Raw genomic sequence first — 18,600 nt, 5'->3', positions numbered from 1 at the left:
TCTCTCTCCAGTAAGATGTTCTTTTTATTGTTATTGCCGTGCGTTCAGCAGTTCGCGGGCATTTTTTACCACGCCAGCCGCATCGATTTGATGGCGGGCGCGGGTTGCCGCGCGATCGGCGGCGATGGCGTATTGCCCGTCGGCAATGCCAAGCCGACGCAGCGGTAGCGCACATCCGGCTTCGGCCAGCACTTCAGCCACCAGGCTGCCGACGCCGCCGTTGATGTTGTGCTCTTCGACGCTGACCACGGCGCGGTGGGATTTCAGCGCGGCCAGTAGCTGGGATATATTGCAGGGACGAATAGACGGTACACTGATAACACTGGCCTCAATACCTTCTGCTGCCAGTTGTGTGGCGGCTTCGACAATTTCATGGACCGTCGACCCCATCGCCACCAGCGCGATATCGCCACCGCTCCGCAGTACATCAATGTTACCCGGCGCAAAGCGGTAGCTTTCGTCATGCAGTTCCGGCAGCGCTTTGCCATCAAGACGGATATAGACCGGGCCAACGTGGGCGAGGGCGTAATCAATAATTTGCCGACACTCCAGCGGGCTGGATGGGGCATAGATTTCGATATTGCCAAAACCGCGCAGCACCGAGATATCGTCGATACTGTGGTGCGTGCTGGCCAGCGGGCCGTAACTGGCACCAGCGTTAAGGCCGAACAGCTTCACATTGGTGTTGTTGTAGCAAATATCGACTTTGATCTGCTCGTTGGCGCGGGAGATCAAAAATGGCGCGGCGTTACAGGTGACAGCGATTTTACCGCCCAGCGCGAGGCCTGCCGCAGCACCGACCAGCGTCTGTTCGGCGATGCCGACGTTCACCACGCGGCCGGGGAATTTCTGCATAAACGGCGAGATTTTGGCGGTGGACGTGGAATCCGCCACCACCGGCACCAGATCCATACCGCTGTCGACTGCGTCGATAAAGGCGTTCACCATCACCGTCGCCAGGTGTTCACTGTTACTCATCTTTCAACTCCTCCAGCGCCAGTTCAACTTCGTCGCCTTTCGGTACGCGGTGATGCCACTCCGGCCGCCCCTGAATAAAGGAGATGCCCGCGCCTTTGGTGGTGTGGGCAATCACTACATGCGGTTTGCCGGCGGGCCGTAAGCCTTCCAGCGTGCGCACCACATCGGCCATATCGTTACCGCGACATTCCGTGACCTGCATTCCAAAGGCGCGCCACTTGGCATCCAGCGGATCGGTATTGAGGATCTCTTTGGTTGGCCCGGCGAGTTGCAGGCTGTTTTTGTCGTTAATAATGATCAGGTTGTCGAGCTGGTAGTGCGCGGCTACCAGCGCCGCTTCCCAGTTGCTGCCTTCCGCCAGTTCACCATCGCCAGTGACCACGAAAACGCGGCGCGCGCTGTTGCTGCGTTTGGCGGCCAGCGCGATGCCGACAGCGACCGGCAAACCGTGACCGAGCGCGCCAGTATTGAGTTCAATGCCGGGAGTTTTGTGTTTCACCGGATGGCCGGGCAGGTGCGAATCGGCGTGTTGATAGGTAGAAAGCCAGTTGATGGGAATAAACCCGGCTTCGGCCAGCACACAGTAATAACCGCCGACCGCGTGGCCTTTTGATTGAATGTAGATGTCCCGCTCATCGCTCTCTTTGGTCTGCGGCGAGCAGTTCAGGATGCGAAAATAGAGTGCAGTCAGCACTTCCACCTGGGATAAATCAGCCCCGGTATGCCCGCCAGCCGGGCTTTCGGCGTTAAGCACGATGATACGACGACGCACCGCGCGGGCTTTTTTTTCAAGCTCATCCACAGAGAGTGAAAACGGATTCATAGCGTACCTCTTGAATGTATAATCTGTTATGAATAAATATTCAATCAGGGCGTGAAAAGGTTTCCGCAAAGCAGGTTACAACGCACTATCGTCAGTTTTTACGACAGGTTGTGACTGAGTTGGAATATATATTCACTACTGATTTATTATTCATGATTAAAGATATGCCTTGCGTTAAGGTTTGTCTACGCCCGGATCGGGCAAATTTGGAAGAAAGGAGAAAAGGATCACATTTGGATGGGGGGTTGCCGCGTCGGGCTGGCTTGTTATCTATTCAATGATGAATAAAAATATCAGGCATCAGAGAAAGGGGAATCTCATGTCAAAGCAGGATGAACAGCGGCTGCTGGTGAAAATCGCCACGCTTTATTACAACGAAAATAAAAAACAGTCTGAGATCGCGACGCTGCTGCACCTTTCGCAATCCTTTGTTTCGCGTGCGCTGACGCGCTGCCAGAAAGAGGGGCTGGTGAAAATCACCGTTGTGCAGCCGACCAATATTTTTGTCGCGCTGGAGAAGACGATCGAGCAGCAGTACGGCATCCGGCAGGCGATTGTCGTGGATGTCGGGGAAAATCCCGCGAACGCGGCGATAAAACACGCCATCGGCAGCGCGGCGGCGCACTATGTCGAAACGCGTCTGCGCCCGGAAGATCTGGTCGGGATCTCGTCGTGGAGCAGCACCATTCGCTGCATGGTGGATGAGATGCACCCGCAGAGTATCCGCGCGGCCGGAGTGATTCAACTGCTGGGCGGCGTCGGGCCGAACGGCAACGTGCAGGCGACGATCCTGACGCAGCAACTGGCGGCGCACCTCGGTTGCCCGGCATGGCTGCTGCCGTCGCAGAGTATTGAGCATTCGGTGGATGAACGGGCGCGGCTGGTGAACAGCCCGGACGTCGCCGCCGTGGTAGCAAAATTTGCCGAAGTGGATGTGGCGATTGTCGGTATCGGCGAGCTGGAGCCGTCGCAACTGCTGAAAAATTCCGGTAACTACTACAACGAAAACATGTTGAAACTGCTGGCGGAGCGCGGCGCAGTGGGCGATATCTGCCTGCACTATTACGACGCGGCGGGCAACCCGGTGCTGAGCCATGAAGAAGATCCGGTGATCGGCATGGAACTGGCGCAGATCCGCCAGTGCCCGCAGGTGATTGCGCTGGCGGGCGGCATCGAAAAACGCAACGCTATTCGCGGGGCGTTGCAGGGCAACTATATTGATGTGTTGATCACCGATTATCCGACGGCTCGTAGCCTGGTGCAGGCTGAGTAAGGCCTGGCGGCAAAATTGCCGTTGGCGCTGCGCTTACCGGGCCTACGTAATTACAGCAACGCATAAGCTGCAGGCTGGACAAGTTCTGGCGGCCTGGCGGCAAAATTGCTAACTCGACATATGAGAAAGGGTTCCGTTCACCAGGCGTTCAGTAGTTTCAGAAGCATCGCGTCACGTGAACGGGACAAGGGGAGCTGCCGCGCTCCCCTTGTCAATCCCCGCGGCCCCGCGGGAAATCGGTGCTGCGCACTGCGCTCACCTCCCGCGCATCTGCCTGCGGTCGGCTCAACTCGACGTCCTGTCTCGGTTCGCCTCTGGCCGCCATCCATGGCGTCCAGACCTTGTCATCTGCGCTTCGGCTCGCCGATTTCAGCGGGGACACAACCCCTCGCTGCGAGAGTTGTGGTAGAAAATAGCTTACTCATCGCGGTAATTGAGTCAGCCTGGTTCGCGCTGCGCCATCGGGCATTCCCCACTACAACCCCTCGCTGCGAGAGTTGCGGCAGAAAATAGCTTACTCATCGCGGTAATTGAGTCAGCCCGGTTCACGCTGCGCCACCGGGCATTTCCCACTACAACCCCCTCGCTGCGAGAGTTGTGGTAGAAAATAGCTTACTCATCGCGGTAATTGAGTCAGCCCGGTTCGCGCTGCGCCATCGGGCCACCCGCCGTGATTGTTATCGCTGTTTTAAATAAAGGTTATTGCGTTACTTCTTTTTAATCTTAATTAACTGCGCCGTAACGCCGATGGAGAGTTAAGCAGCGCTGTATCGCTGTTGTTCCTTTTCTTCACAGCAATTTACCGGGGTTTTTATGCACATTATTCGAAATTTAAAAATCAAGGTCGTGATGCTTGCGATCCTGATCATTTTTACTCTGCTCTGGGGCGGTGTGTCGTTTTTCTCTCTGCATGCATTAAGCGGCTTAACGGACGAAGTTGAACTCACCAACGTTCAGCAGGTAAACGGCGATATTATCAATAGCGCCAGCGACCGTTACTATCAGGTGAAACTGCTGATGGATCGCGCAATCGTTTACCAGGCAAATAACGATACCCAAAACTACCAACAAACCATCGAGCGCATCGGCAAAGATATCGACTTTCTGCAGGGCGGGTTGAACCAGTTTAAAGTCACCGACCACGCCAATATCAGCACCACTGCTACGGACAATATCTACAACAGTTCGCTGACACTGTTTAATCAGGCCATCACCCCCATGTTTGCCGCCATCAAGGAGAACAACGCCGCGAGCTACGCGCAACTGTCGAAAGATCAGTTCAGCCCGCTGCGCAGCGGTTTTTCGCAGGCAATCGTCGCTTATAACCAGGAGATTCACGATCTGAAATCCGCGGCAAATGGGCGTATTGCCAGTTGGGTGTCGGTGACGCGCACCATCATTATTATCGCGATGGTCATTGGCCTGGCGATGCTGCTGCTGTCGGAACGTTACCTGGCGCTGTGCCTGGCGCGTTCGCTGGAGTGGGTGAAACAGCATTTGCAGGTGCTGTCGGTCGGTAGCCTCGATAAACCGACGAAAGATCTGGGGCGCAACGAAGTCGGGCAGTTGATCCCGTACCTGGCAACGATGCAGGAGAACTGGGTGAAAACCGTCGCGCAGATCCGTAACAGCGCCGGAGAAATCTACCAGGGCGCCAGCGAAATCGCCTCCGGGAATACCGATCTCTCTTCGCGCACCGAAGAGCAGGCTGCGGCGCTGACGCAAACCGCCGCCAGCATGGAAGAGTTAAGCGCGGTGGTGAAACAGAACGCCGACAACGCTAATCAGGCCAGCCAACTGGCGAAAACCGCGTCGGAAGCGGTGAACACCGGTGAAGAACGGGTGCAGGCGGTCATCGCCAGTATGAAGAACATTACCAACAGTTCGCAGAAAATTACCGACATTATCAACGTGATCGACAGCATTGCTTTCCAGACCAATATCCTCGCGCTGAACGCCGCGGTGGAAGCCGCGCGCGCGGGTGAACAGGGGCGCGGTTTTGCCGTCGTCGCCAGCGAAGTGCGTAACCTGGCGCAGCGCAGCGCCGGGGCGGCGAAAGAGATCAAAGCGCTGATCGAAGAGTCCGTGGTTAACGTCAATAACGGCTACGACCAGGTGACGCTGACCAGCGAATCGATGGATAACATCCTGCGTTCGGTCACCAGCGTGACGGACATCATGGGGGAGATCGCTTCGGCATCCAGCGAGCAGAGCAAAGGCATTGGCCAGGTCGGCACGGCGATTTCGCAAATGGATGGTGTTACCCAGCAGAACGCCGCGCTGGTGGAAGAGTCCTCCGCTACCTCCAGTTCGCTGGAGCAGCAGGCTTACCAACTGACCGAAATCGTGTCGGTGTTTAAACTGCCGGGCGATGCTGCCGTGCAAAGCGCCGCCAGCAAACCGGCATCGAAAGCGCCAAAAGCCGGAAAACCGACGCTGCGCCCGGCGTTAGCCAGCGCCAGCAAAGCGCCGGATAGCGAGTGGGAAGCGTTCTAATAAAAAAATGCCCGACCGCATCGTGCGAGCCGGGCCTACACAAAAGCCCGGTGATTATCACCGGGCAAGCTGGTCCTGGTTACCTTCCATCACCGCTTTTTGCGCGACGACTGCCGCTTTCTGCTGCATGCGGTTTTGCATCTGATCGATAATCACCGCCACGATAATCACGATCCCTTTGATCACCATTTGCCAGAACTCGCTGACGCCCATCATCACCAGCCCGTCGGCGAGAAAACCGATCACGAACGCGCCAATCAGCGTACCGAGCACGGTGCCGCGACCACCGGCCAGCGAGGTCCCACCCAGCACCACGGCGGCGATGGCGTTCATTTCAAACGCCGTACCGTTAGCCGGGTGGCTCGCCAGCAACTGCGCCGAGACTACAATGCCCGCCAGCGCGGCGCACAGCCCGGAGAGGGTGTAAACCCAGATTTTCACCTGCTTCACCCGCACGCCGGAGAGCTCGGCGGCGCGTTCGTTATCGCCAATCGCATAGACATGGCGGCCAAACGGCAGGCGGCGGGCGATATACGCAATCACTGCGGCCAGCACAATCATCAGCCAGATGGCCCACGGAATGCCGAACAGCGTCCCGGCGCCAATTTCATCAAACCCGGTATTGCCGAGCAGCGGGTTGCCGGCAAGCCCAGGAAACGTCTGCCCGTCGGAGGTGAGCATCGCTGCGCCGCGCAGCACATACATGGTGCCAAGGGTGCAGATAAACGGCGCAACGTTGTAGCGGGTGATGATCCAGCCGTTCACCGCGCCGATAAGCCCGCCAATCAGCAACACCAGCGGCACAATCACCCACACGCTGGGGAAAATGGCGATGCCGAACATCGGCAGCACAATGCCTTTGGTGATCATCCAGCCGGCGATCATCCCGCATAGCCCGAGCGTTGCGCCAATCGACAGATCGATTCCGGCGGTGATGATCACAAAGGTAATGCCCAGCGCCAGAAAGGCGTTGATGGCGATATGTTTAATCATGATCAGCAGGCTGCCGGTGGAGAGAAAACCCGGCACGGTGGCGGTAAAAAAGCCGACGATCAAGAACAGCGCGATAAAGGTGCGCAGCTTCAACAGTAAAAGCAGAATGCTTTCGCGTGATAACGATGCGCCCGCGCGCGGCACGATGGCCATAGATTGTGTTGTTTTCATATCAGAACCCCTGAGCACTTGCTGTTACCAGTGCCGACTCTTCGGCCCGGGCGCGTTCAATATCGGCCGTCAGTTTGCCGCCGGACATCACCATAATGCGGTCCGAAACCGCCATGATTTCTTTCAAATCGGAAGTGGAGAAGACCACCGCGATCCCCTGTTGCGAAAGTTGCACCATCATGCGGAACACGTCGGCTTTTGCGCCGACATCAATGCCGCGCGTTGGCTCGTCGAGAAACAGCACTTTCGGGTTCGTCAGCAGCGAGCGGCCAATCACTACTTTCTGCTGGTTGCCGCCGCTGAGCGCCTGGATCTCCACCTCCGGCGAAGAGACTTTAATCGACAGGTTGCCAATGGTGCTGGCAACCACCGCTTCTTCATCCTTTGTGGCGATAGTGAAACCGCGCTGCAAGCGCCGCCACAGGCTGGCGATGGTGAGATTGCTCGCCACCGACGAGATGGGAAAGATGCCGGTACGTTTGCGATCTTCCGGTACCAGGCTCATGCCCATGCGGATGCGCTCCGCGGGCGTCAGCCGCTGCGGCACCGGTTTGCTGTCGAGCCACAGCTTGCCGAGATAGTTGCGTTCGGTTCCGAGCAGGCACTCAAACAGCTCGGTACGCCCGGCTCCCATCAGGCCGTAGATGCCGACAATCTCGCCAGCATGCACTTTAAAACTGACATCATTTACCGTGGTGACGCCGCTGGCGTTTACGCAGGTGATGTTTTCAGCTTCCAGAACCGGCGCGCCGAAGGTTCTTCCCGGCGAGAGGAAGTTACTCACCGGATCGCTGCCGAGCATTTCGCGCACGATCCACGGCACATCGATATCGCAGACCTTCGCTTCGGCCTGAAATTTGCCGTCGCGCAGAATGGTGATGACATCGCCAATTGCCATTAACTCTTCCAGCCGGTGCGAAATGTAGATAATCGACACCCCCTGGCGCGTGAGTTCGCGGATCACGCGGAACAGGATCTCCACTTCCGTTTTACTCAGCGCCGAAGTGGGTTCGTCGAGGATCAGAATATCGGCATCCTCGGCCAGCGCTTTGGCGATCTCGACCAGTTGCTGCTGGCCGACTTTTAAGTTGCCAACCAGTTCGCGCGGCGAGATGGGTTGATCGAGGCGCTTGAGTAGCTCGGCGGTGCGTTTTTCCTGCTCCGCTTCGTTAATCGGCGTCACCCCTTTTTGCAGCTCGCGGCCGAGAAAAATATTCTCGGCGACGTTGAGGTTTTCAAACAGGTTTAGCTCCTGGTGCACCATGCCGATACCGTGTGCGGCAGCGGAGCGGGTGTCGGAAAAGTGCACCGTTTCGCCATTCAGTTCGATGGTGCCGACGCTCGGCTGCTGCACTCCGGCGAGAATTTTCATCAGCGTCGATTTGCCCGCGCCGTTCTCGCCGATAATCACGTTTACTTTACCGCGCCAGACGTTGTAATCGACGTTGTCCAGCGCCACGGTGCCAGGAAACAGCATCGACACGCCACGCGTGCGCAGAATGATGTCGTCCACAGGTAGATCGCTCATTACTGTGCCTCCTGTTGCAACTCCAGTGCCACGGCGTCATTAAGCTTGCCGCCGCTGAGCGTGACCGCCATCAGTACGGTGACCGGTTTTCCGGCCCAGCTGGCGTCAACTTTTGGCAGATGTTTTACTGCTTCACGGTTATAGGCGCGGGAAAGCTGCGCAAACTGGACCTGGTTGGTAAAGTCTTCAAATTTAAAACCGGTAGCATCGCGAATTGCGTTACCGCGTATTACCGGGCCAAGCTGCACCGGCAGCGGTTGCCCGTTAACGTTAATCAGCAACTGTTGTTCGCGTTCATTACTGGTATCAATGCGTTCGACCTGGCTTGTCAGCCGGACAAATACGCTCTGCGGCGCGGCGGCCGGGTTTTTTTGTTGGGCGGCCAGCGTGTCGGCGCTCAGCGCATGTTGATGCGCGGCGTTGATCACGCGTTCCTGCCAGGTTTGTTGCGCGATCTGCTGCGGCGTCTGGTTGTCAAAGCTGGCTTTGGCATGCGGATCGGCAGGCATAATCGGCTTGCCGTTCTCATCCAGATCCACCACGGTGCAGGCCGTGAGCAACAGGGCGACGCACCCTGCGAGCGCGTTACCCCATTGTTTTAACCACATAGCGCCTCCGCGTTACTTGCTGAGGTTGAACATTTTCAGTTTGCTGGCGTTGCTGTCATCGATCAGCATGCAGTCCATCAGTTGTTTCTCTTCCTTCTGCGCTTTGCCGTTTTTCAGGAAGTAATCCGCTTGTTCAACGGCCATTTGCGCCTGCTGCCAGCCGGGTTGCAGCACGGTAGCTTTGATATTGCCTTTGTTGATGATCGAGTCGCGCACGTAGTCGCTGCCGTCAAAACCGACCACAATGACGTTGTTTTTTCCGGCGGCTTTCAGCGCTGCTTCCGCGCCAAGCGCCATGGTGTCGTTGCCGGAAATCACACCGGCAATGTCCGGGTGCGTTTGCAGAATGGCTTCCATACGGGTGAAGGCTTCGGTCTGGCTCCAGTTGGCGGTTTGCTGCGCCACCATTTTCATCTCCGGGTTGTCATCCAGCACATCGTGATACCCCTGCGACCGCACGCTGGCATTGGTGTCCGACTGGCGGCCTAATAGCTCAACGTACTTGCCTTTACCGTTCAGCAATTTGGCGAACTTCTCTGCGCCCAGTTGTGCGCCCTGATAGTTGTTGGAGACGATTTGCGCCACCGCCACGCCGGTTTTGTTGATTTCACGATCGATCAGAAACGTGGGCACGCCTGCTGCTTTTGCTTTCTCCAGCGGACCGACGGTGGCATCTGCCCCGGCGTTATCCAGAATGATCGCTTTCGCTTTGCGGGCGATTGCCGTTTCAATCAATTGGTTCTGTTTGTTGACATCGTCGTCATGGGAAGCGACCAGCGTGGTGTAGCCCAGCTCCTTCGCTTTGGCTGCGGCGCCATCGGCTTCTGCTTTAAAAAACGGATTGTCGTGGGATGGGGTAATAATCGCGATCAGGCCGTTATCTGCGGCGAAAAGCGAGCCGGATGCAGCGATCATCGAAGCCAGTACAACGGATTGCAGTAGGGTCTTTTTCATCTTTTTCTCCACATTGAATATATATTCAATAATGATTTATTATTCAAAGTAACGATAATTCGACGATGGCAAACTGTCTACGGTTTGCGCAGCTAATTTCTTAAAAGGAGAAAAGGATCACGATCCGAACGGTAAACCTACGGCCAGCGTCATTACCTGTTCGTGCTCGGCTCGCCAGTAGACATTTACTTTTTTATCAACCAGTTGTGGGGAAAATTCCGCCAGAAAACACAGCTCAAGATGCCGATCATCAATGGCGGTGATATGCGCGCTGGCAAAGCCGGGAAAGGGCTTCGCCAGCCGGGAAAACGCTTTGTAAAGGCTCTCTTTCGCGCTGAAAGCGAGCGTGAGTGCCAGCGTAAACGGCAGGGGGCAGGCGGCGAGCAGCGCGTGTTCCTGCGCATTAACAATGCTTGCGGCCAGTTCATTGCACAGCGCCGGGCTGAACTGCGCTTCAAGATCCACGCCGACAGGATGCGACGCCACCACGGCAACGGCGCGCTGCCCGCTGTGGCTGATGCTACCCGATACGCCGCGCGGCCAGCAGGGTTCGCCAGCCGCACCAGGGGCCGGAACGGTGCTGAAACCCTGCTCCTGCAATGCGTGCAGCGCGGCGATGCGCCCGGCCAGATGCTCGGTCTGGCGCTTTAACGCGCAGTGCGCAAGCGCTTCGTGATGCGGCAGCCAGAGCAGATCGGTATGGGTAAACGTTGCGGGAAGAAAATCGATCAGATGAAGCGTGTGATCGGCGAGGGAAACGGTGTGATGAGTGGTGTGCATGGCGTTTCCTCGCCCGGCCCTCTCCCCGCCGGGAAGCGGGGCTCTTCCGTTGGGGGAGAGGGCAGGTGCAACTTAGAAGTGGGTATTCACACTCATATACCAGGTGCGGCCCGACTCGTTATAGGTTTCTGCGCCAGCGCCGTACATCCAGCCGGTGCTGCCGCCGGTGCTCTGGGCGTTACCCGCGCGCCAGTGGCGTTTGTCGAACAGGTTATCGATACCGGCCGTCAGGCTGACGTATTTGGTCACATCCCAGGTGCCGCTCAGGCCAACAATGCTGTAAGGGCTGACTTCGTTGGTGGCGGAACCGGTCACGCGATTGCCCTGATAGTCATACTTTTTCGGTTCCTGTTTGCCGTACCAGGTAAAGGTAGATTGAACAGAAACATCCGGCACAATCTGCCAGCTCAGGGTGGAGTTGACCGTATACTCCGGAATGATCGACAGGCGTTCGCCGGTGGTTTTGTTTTTGCTTTGCAGCATGTAAGTGAAGTTGTTGCTCCACGTTACCGCATCGCTAACCGGCACGTTCAGGGTGCCTTCTAAACCTTCCACCACCGCTTTCGGCACGTTCTCCCATTGATAGAGATCGGTTTTGGTACTGCCGACAGAGGTCTGGCTCAGCGGTGAATAACCGGCTTCGATCTTGTTGCGATAATCGTTGCGGAACCACGTCACCCCGGCCAGCCAGCCTTCATGTTTGAACTCCAGACCAATCTCTTTGTTGATGCTGGTTTCCGCTTTCAGATCGTCATTACCCATCATGTAGCAGCCCACGCCGGTGCCGCTGGCGTAGCAACCCTGCCCCTTACTGTAGAGGATGTAGTTCGGGTTGGTTTGATAGAGGCTCGGCGCTTTGTAAGCGCGGGCGATACCCATTTTCAGCGTGAAGTCATCGCCCAGACCCTGCGACAGGTTCAGCGATGGGCTCCAGTTATTGCCGACAATGGTGTGATGATCAAAACGCAGGGCCGGCGTCAGCATGGTGCTGTCGGTCAGCTCCATGTTGTCTTCCGCGAACACCGAGTAGATATCCGCGCTGGAGTAGGGGCTGCGATTGGTGCTGCTCAGACCGGAAATCGGGCCGCCCTGGAAAGCCTGCTTGTTCGACGCCATGTCTTTCATCCGCTGCTGGTTCCACTCGGTTCCCAGCGTCAGCGTCTGATTGACCAGCAGCTCCAGCGGCAGGTTCACTTCGTTATGCAGCATCACATCCGAAAGATCGATATCGGTGAACTTATTGGTGTTGAATAACCCTTCCAGACCGCCCGCCAGGCCTTCGCCGAGACGCGAGTTGCGCGTGTGTTCGTACTGGAGCCAGTTATTGGTGGTCACACCGTTATCCCAGCCGCCATTCCAGGTGACAGAGTAGTTCTGGCGATAAAGACGGTTCGTCTCTTTACCGTAGTTCTCTTTCACGTAGTTATTGGTGCTGCTGTCGTTGTTGGTGTTCTGCGTATCGCCCGCGTAGAGGTTGCCCTGGCGGCTGTAACCGGCTTCGAACTCCAGCGACTGCAACGGCGCGAAATCCCAGCGCACCACGCCGTTGATATCTTTGTTGATCGAACCTTCGCGACCGGCGGCCAGGGTGTTGGCATAGATACCGGTACGTTCAGACTGATGATCCTGGTTGATATCCCATGCGTCGGCCTGGGTTTTTGCCAGGTTGCCATACAGGCGGAAGCTGACATCGCCGCCCAGCGGGCCGCTCAGGCTGAAGTCGGTACGTTTGGTGGAACCTTCGTCTTTGTGTTCCGGCGCGTTGAAATAGGTATTCCACGCGCCGTGCCATTCGTCTGTTTTATCTTTTTTGGTGATGATATTCACCACGCCGCCGGCTGCGCCGTTACCGTAACGCGCCGCTGCCGGGCCGCGAATCACTTCGATGCGTTCGATCATTTCCGGCGGCACCCAGTTGGTGTCGCCACGGCTGTCACGCTCGCCGCGCCAGCCAAGGCGCACGGAGTTGCGGCTGGTAACCGGTTTGCCGTCAATCAGGATCAGGGTGTTTTCCGGGCCCATACCGCGAATATCGATCTGGCGGTTGTTGCCGCGCTGACCGCTGGTGGCGTTACCGGTTAAGTTAACGCCCGGCATGGTGCGGATAATTTCAGAAACGTCGCGCGCTGGCGGGTTTTTGCGAATTTCGTCAGCGGTGATGGTGGAAACGCCCGGCGCCTGCAAATTTTGCTGCGCGGCGGTCACAACGATGGTGTCATCATTCGCGGTGGAGCTGGTGGTATTGCTGTCTGCCGCCATAGCGGGCAAAGCAGCACCGTAAATCCCCAGATTGACCAATAAGGTCAAGGTCTTGATTTTGTTATTCATTGTTTTACCTGATTTTCATCGCCGCTTCCCCGGTTCATCCATTCCCAGCGGGAGAGGAGGCGGCATAATGGAGCCAGCACAAAGCGAGCTATTCAGCCCTGAGCAGCATCGACAAAGGTGGCCAATTGAGTGAAAGACGCGCTTCCCACAGCGCGTTAATACGCTATTGCAAATGCAAATTGTTATCAATAATATTATCAACAAATTTAGAAGTGCAAGCAAAAATTTCCACAGCATAATTGGGGTAATAGACGTGACGTCAACAACGGGAAGTGCTGCCTGGTGGGAGTCAAAACAGGGGCCGGAATGGGTGCAGGAAGCGGGCGGATACCGCGTCACGTTTTGGTGGCGGGATCCGGCAGGCACGGAAACCACATCCTCCATTCAACGGGTCTGGCTCTATATCACCGGCGTGACCGATCATCATCAAAATGCCCGGCCGCAATCGCTTGAGCGCATTGCCGGTACTGATGTCTGGTACCGCGAGATTCACCTTGAAGCAGGCTGGCGGGGCAGTTATTGCCTGATACCTTCACAACATCACGACGACTTTTCCCCCGCTGTGTGTGCTGCCACTCCGCCGGATCGCGCCGCCCTCCGCGAAGGCTGGCGCAAACTGCTGGCGCAGGCGATTGCCGACCCGCTTAATCCGCAAAGCTGGCGCGGCGGGCGCGGTCATCCGGTTTCGGCGCTGGAAATGCCCGATGCGCCGCTACAGCCGGGTTGGCAGGCATTAGATACGCCCTTCAATGAACCGCAATTACTGCACTGGCGCAGCCAGCGGCTGAACAACACGCGCCGCGTGTGGATCTACACCACCGGCGAGGAAAACGCCGCCGAACGCCCGCTGGCGGTGCTGCTCGACGGGCAATTCTGGGCGCAGAGTATGCCGGTATGGCCTGCGCTGGCCGCGCTCACCCACGAGGGGCAATTACCGGCGGCGGTCTATGTGCTGATCGATGTGATTGATAACGCGCACCGCACGCGCGAACTGCCCTGCAATGCCGATTTCTGGCTGGCGGTGCAGGAAGAGCTGCTGCCGCAGGTGCAGGCGCTGGCACCGTTCAGCGATCGCGCTGAGCACACGGTGGTGGCTGGGCAGAGTTTTGGCGGTCTCTCTTCACTTTATGCCGCGCTGCACTGGCCGCAGCGTTTTGGCTGCGTGCTGAGCCAGTCTGGTTCTTACTGGTGGCCGCATCGCGGCGCAGAGCAGGACGGCATCATTATCCAGCAACTTCAACGCGGTGAACTGCACCCCTCCGGCCTGCGCATTGTGCTGGAAGCGGGCGTGCGCGAGCCGCTGATTTTTCGCGCCAATCAGGCGCTTTTATCCCTGTTACAACGCATACAGCAGCCGGTTTTCTGGCGTCAGGTTGACGGCGGACATGATGCGCTTTGCTGGCGCGGTGGGCTGACTTCCGGGCTGATTACCCTCTGGCAGCCTTTGACCCGCGCCCGCTGACGCGCCTTTCTATGACAGGAGTTTGCTATGGAGTTCACCAACCCCTTCGATAATCCGCAAGGGCGGTTTTATATTCTGCAAAACGACCAGAAGCAATACAGTTTGTGGCCTGCGCAGTGCGCGTTGCCTGGCGGCTGGCGCGTGGTGTGCGAACCGCAGCCGCAGGAAGCCTGCAATAGGTGGCTTGCCGCTCACTGGCAGAGCTTAACCCCGGTGCACTACGTGACAGCAAGGAGCGGCCAATGACGCAACGTTTACCGCTGGTCGCCGCCCAGCCAGGCATCTGGATGGCGGAAAAACTCTCGTCGCTGCCCAACGCCTGGAGCGTGGCGCACTACGTTGAGCTGAAGGGTGATATTGATGCCGCGCTGCTGGCGCAGGCGATTGTCACCGGTATGGCGCAGGCCGATACGCTGCGTCTGCGCTTTGAGGAAGATAACGGCGACGTCTGGCAGTGGGTGGATGAATCGCAACAGTTTGCGTTGCCCGCTATTACCGATTTACGCACTCACAGCGATACGCATGCCGCCGCGCTGAATATTATGCGCGCCGATCTGGCGCAAAACCTGCGTGTCGAGAGCGGTAAACCGCTGGTCTGCCATCAACTCCTGCGCGTGGGCGAACAGCGCTGGTACTGGTATCAACGCTATCACCATTTACTGGTTGATGGTTTCAGTTTCCCGGCCATTACCCGCCAGATTGCCGCCATTTACAGCGTCTGGCGACGCGGCGACGAAACGCCATCATCCCCCTTTACGCCGTTTGCGGAAGTGGTGGAAGAGTATCAGCGTTATCGCGACAGCGACGGCTGGCAGCGCGATGCGGCTTTCTGGGCGAAACAGCGCAGCGAACTGCCGCCGCCGGTTTCACTCTCTTCGATGCCGCTGCCGGGACGCGCGGCGACTACCGACATTCTGCGCCTGAACGTTGCGCTCAATACTGATGATTTCCGCCGTTTAACCCGTGCGCTGCCGAACAGCCAGCCTGCCGATCTGGCGCTGGCATTGGTAGCGCTGTGGCTTGGTCGCCTGTGCGGACGCATGGATTACGCCGCCGGGTTTATCTTTATGCGTCGCATGGGGTCCGCCGCGCTGACGGCGAGCGGACCGGTGCTGAATGTGCTGCCGTTAGGTATTCATATCGATGGCACGCAAACCCTCGCGGAACTGGCCGCGCAACTGGCGGGCAGCCTGAAAGCGATGCGCCGCCATCAGCGTTACGATGCCGAACAGATTGTCCGTGATGCGGGCCGGGCCGCAGGCGATGAGCCGCTGTTTGGCCCGGTATTCAATGTCAAAATGTTTGACTACCGGCTGGATGTTGATGGTATGCATGGCACCACGCACACGCTGGCGACCGGGCCGGTCAACGATCTGGAGATTGCGCTGTTCCCGGATGACGAGGGCGGCCTTGCCGTTGAAGTGCTGGCGAATCGCAGCCGTTACGATGAAGCCACGCTGCGCGGCCATGTGGCGCGGCTGGGACAACTGCTGGTGCAGTTTGCTGAAAACCCGGCGCTGCGCAGCGGCGATGCCGATCTGCTTGCCCGACACGAAGCACAACAATTAGCGAAGATTAACGATACCGGCATGATGCTGCCGACCACCACTTTAAGCGATTTAGTGGCGATGCAGGCAGCGAAAACCCCGGACGCCCCTGCATTGCGCGATGCCCGCTGGCAATTCAGCTACCGCGAAATGCGCGAACAGGTTGTCGCGCTGGCGCAGCATCTGCGTCAGCTTGGCGTGCAGCCTGGCGACAGCGTAGCGGTGGCGTTGCCGCGCTCGGTCTTCCTGACGCTGGCGCTGCACGGCATTGTCGAAGCGGGTGCCGCCTGGTTGCCGCTGGATACCGGCTACCCGGACGAGCGTCTGCGGATGATGCTGGAAGATGCGCAGCCAAGGTTATTGATCACCGCAGAAGATCAACTCGCCCGCTTTAGCGATATTCCGGGGCTGGCGCATTTCTGCTACCAGCAGCCGCTGGCCGTGCAGGGCAGTGAAGCGCTCAATCTGGCACGCCCGGAACAGACGGCGTATATCATTTTTACCTCCGGCTCCACCGGGCGACCGAAAGGGGTGATGGTCGGCCAGACCGCCATCGTCAACCGCCTGCTGTGGATGCAGGAGCAGTACCCGCTGACTGCGCAGGATGTGGTGGCGCAGAAAACGCCATGCAGTTTTGACGTCTCGGTGTGGGAATTCTGGTGGCCGTTTATCGCCGGGGCCAGCCTGGTGATGGCCGAGCCGGAAGCGCACCGCGATCCGCAGGCGTTACAGGCTTTCTTTGCCGAATATGGCGTGACCACGACCCATTTCGTGCCGTCGATGCTGGCGGCCTTTGTCGCTTCGCTGACGCCGGAGAGTGCGCAGCAGCGCTGTCGAACGCTTAAACAGGTGTTCTGTAGCGGCGAAGCTCTGCCAGCGGAATTGTGTCGCGAATGGCAACACCTGACCGGCGCGCCGCTGCATAACCTGTATGGCCCGACGGAAGCGGCGGTGGACGTGAGCTGGTATCCGGCGCACGGCGAAGCGCTGGCGCAGGTGCGCGGCAACAGCGTGCCGATTGGCTTCCCGGTGTGGAATACCGGGCTGCGTATTCTCGACGCGATGATGCGCCCGGTGCCGCCGGGCGTGGCGGGCGATCTCTATCTGACGGGTATTCAATTGGCGCAGGGTTATCTGGGACGTCCGGATCTCACTGCCAGCCGCTTTATTGCAGATCCGTTCGCCCCCGGTGAGCGCATGTACCGTACCGGCGATGTGGCGCGCTGGCTGGAAAATGGCGCGGTGGAATATCTGGGGCGTAGCGACGATCAACTGAAAATTCGCGGCCAACGTATTGAGCTGGGCGAAATTGACCGGGCGATGCTGGCCCTGGCCGATGTGGCGCAGGCGGTGGCGCATGCCTGCGTCTTTAATCTGGCGGCGGCCAGCGGCGGCGATGCACGACAACTGGTGGGCTATGTGGTTTCCGCATCCGGCTTGCCGCTCGATACCGCCGCGTTGCTGGAACAACTGCGCGGGCAACTGCCGCCGCATATGGTGCCGGTGCGCCTGCTGCAACTGAGCGCCTTGCCGCTAAGCGCGAACGGCAAACTCGATCGCAAAGCGCTACCGTTGCCGGAACTGACGGCGGTACGCCGTGGTCGCCCGCTGAACGCCGGGATGGAAACGCGCGTGGCACAGGCGTTTGCCGCGCTGTTGGGCTGCGAGGTGCAGGATGCGCAGGCCGATTTCTTTGCGCTCGGCGGCCACTCGCTGCTGGCGATGCGTCTGGCGGCACAGCTCAGCCGCGAGCATCAAAGGCCGGTGACGCCGGGGCAGATTATGGTTGCATCTACGGTGGAGAAACTCGCCGCGCTGCTGGCGCAGAGCCTGACGGCGGAGCAGGCGCAGCGCCTCGGTATGGAAACGCTGCTGCCGCTGCGTGAAAGCGACGGCCCGACGCTGTTCTGCTTCCATCCGGCTTCCGGTTTTGCCTGGCAGTTCAGCGTGCTGGCGCGTTATCTCGCGCCGCGCTGGTCGATAACCGGCATTCAGTCGCCGCGACCTTTCGGGCCGCTACAGCAGGCGGCGACGCTGGATGAAGCCTGCGAGCAGCATCTTGCCACGCTGCTGGCGCAGCAGCCGCACGGGCCTTATCACCTGTTCGGTTACTCACTTGGCGGCACACTGGCGCAGGGCATTGCCGCGCGTTTGCGGGAGCGGGGCGAAGAGGTAGCCTTCCTTGGTCTGCTCGACACCTGGCCGCCGGAGACGCAAAACTGGGCGGAGAAAGAGGCCAACGGGCTCGATCCGCAAGTGCTGGCAGAAATTGAGCGTGAGCGGCAGGCTTTTCTTGCCGCCCAGCAAGGGCAAGGCTCCGGCGAGCTGTTTTCGACTATCGAAGGTAACTACGCCGACGCGGTGCGTTTGCTGACAACCGCGCACAGCCTGCCGTTTGACGGTAAGGCGACGCTGTTTGTCGCCGAGCGCACGCTGCCCGCAGGCACCGATCCGCACAAGGCCTGGGCACCGTGGGTGCGGGAACTGGCGGTCTATCGCCAGGATTGCGCCCATGTCGATATTATCTCGCCGCAGGCGTTTGAGCGTATCGGGCCGGTGTTAAGGGAGATTCTGGGGGAGTGAATGTGCAGGCCGGGTAAGGCATCGCCGTCATCTGGCAGTGCGATGTTGCTGGCCTGAGTGGAATGGTTCCGTTCAG

Annotated in this window: 13 protein-coding genes; 5 read left to right on the top strand and 8 right to left on the bottom strand. The window is 58.4% G+C overall.

The annotated features are described in order from the left end of the window. Window positions 1-30: 30 nt before the first annotated feature. Together AWR26_RS18635 and AWR26_RS18630 are read right to left on the bottom strand one after the other, a co-directional pair. Window positions 31-978, bottom strand: a complete 948-nt coding sequence (locus AWR26_RS18635) for a transketolase family protein (RefSeq protein WP_064568008.1) — start codon at window positions 976-978, stop codon at window positions 31-33. Next, window positions 971-1,801 (bottom strand): transketolase, encoded by an 831-nt coding sequence (locus AWR26_RS18630; protein WP_064568007.1) that lies wholly within the window; start codon window positions 1,799-1,801, stop codon window positions 971-973. The genes AWR26_RS18635 and AWR26_RS18630 overlap by 8 nt, the downstream gene beginning before the upstream one ends. A gap of 319 nt (window positions 1,802-2,120) precedes the next feature. On the opposite strand from AWR26_RS18630, the gene AWR26_RS18625 reads away from it, so the two are divergent. Continuing rightward, window positions 2,121-3,074 (top strand): sugar-binding transcriptional regulator, encoded by a 954-nt coding sequence (locus tag AWR26_RS18625; RefSeq protein WP_064568006.1) that lies wholly within the window; start codon window positions 2,121-2,123, stop codon window positions 3,072-3,074. Window positions 3,075-3,887: 813 nt separating this feature from the next. Beyond that, a complete protein-coding gene (locus tag AWR26_RS18620) occupies window positions 3,888-5,570 on the top strand; it encodes a methyl-accepting chemotaxis protein (RefSeq protein WP_064568004.1) in 1,683 nt (560 codons plus the stop codon). A gap of 57 nt (window positions 5,571-5,627) precedes the next feature. Here the strand turns inward: AWR26_RS18620 and AWR26_RS18615 are convergent, their stop codons facing one another. From AWR26_RS18615 to AWR26_RS18590, 6 genes are all read right to left on the bottom strand, one after another. Continuing rightward, window positions 5,628-6,734 (bottom strand): ABC transporter permease, encoded by a 1,107-nt coding sequence (locus AWR26_RS18615; protein ID WP_043954391.1) that lies wholly within the window; start codon window positions 6,732-6,734, stop codon window positions 5,628-5,630. A 1-nt stretch (window position 6,735) separates the two neighbouring features. After that, window positions 6,736-8,262, bottom strand: a complete 1,527-nt coding sequence (locus tag AWR26_RS18610; protein ID WP_175518613.1) for a sugar ABC transporter ATP-binding protein — start codon at window positions 8,260-8,262, stop codon at window positions 6,736-6,738. After that, window positions 8,262-8,870, bottom strand: a complete 609-nt coding sequence (locus tag AWR26_RS18605; protein ID WP_064568002.1) for a DUF2291 family protein — start codon at window positions 8,868-8,870, stop codon at window positions 8,262-8,264. The genes AWR26_RS18610 and AWR26_RS18605 overlap by 1 nt, the downstream gene beginning before the upstream one ends. Window positions 8,871-8,882: 12 nt before the next feature. Next, window positions 8,883-9,824 (bottom strand): D-ribose ABC transporter substrate-binding protein, encoded by a 942-nt coding sequence (locus AWR26_RS18600; RefSeq protein WP_064568000.1) that lies wholly within the window; start codon window positions 9,822-9,824, stop codon window positions 8,883-8,885. 117 nt (window positions 9,825-9,941) lie between these two features. Continuing rightward, a complete protein-coding gene (gene entD, locus AWR26_RS18595) occupies window positions 9,942-10,604 on the bottom strand; it encodes an enterobactin synthase subunit EntD (RefSeq protein ID WP_064567998.1) in 663 nt (220 codons plus the stop codon). Window positions 10,605-10,676: 72 nt separating this feature from the next. Beyond that, a complete protein-coding gene (locus AWR26_RS18590) occupies window positions 10,677-12,932 on the bottom strand; it encodes a TonB-dependent siderophore receptor (RefSeq protein ID WP_064567996.1) in 2,256 nt (751 codons plus the stop codon). A gap of 253 nt (window positions 12,933-13,185) precedes the next feature. Here AWR26_RS18590 and fes point away from each other — a divergent pair, with 253 nt between their 5' ends. Genes fes through entF form a run of 3 tightly spaced genes read left to right on the top strand, consistent with a single transcriptional unit; the run spans window position 13,186 to window position 18,524 of the window. Further along, complete coding sequence (gene fes / locus AWR26_RS18585; RefSeq protein WP_064569059.1) at window positions 13,186-14,394, top strand: enterochelin esterase; 1,209 nt, start codon at window positions 13,186-13,188, stop codon at window positions 14,392-14,394. 27 nt (window positions 14,395-14,421) lie between these two features. After that, window positions 14,422-14,640, top strand: a complete 219-nt coding sequence (locus tag AWR26_RS18580) for an MbtH family protein (RefSeq protein ID WP_064567994.1) — start codon at window positions 14,422-14,424, stop codon at window positions 14,638-14,640. After that, window positions 14,637-18,524 (top strand): enterobactin non-ribosomal peptide synthetase EntF, encoded by a 3,888-nt coding sequence (entF, locus tag AWR26_RS18575; protein ID WP_064567992.1) that lies wholly within the window; start codon window positions 14,637-14,639, stop codon window positions 18,522-18,524. The genes AWR26_RS18580 and entF overlap by 4 nt, the downstream gene beginning before the upstream one ends. Window positions 18,525-18,600 lie beyond the last annotated feature (76 nt).

It is taken from the genome of Kosakonia oryzae (assembly GCF_001658025.2).
GTDB classification, from domain to species: Bacteria; Pseudomonadota; Gammaproteobacteria; order Enterobacterales; family Enterobacteriaceae; genus Kosakonia; species Kosakonia oryzae.
This window is presented reverse-complemented; position numbering and strand designations above follow the sequence as displayed.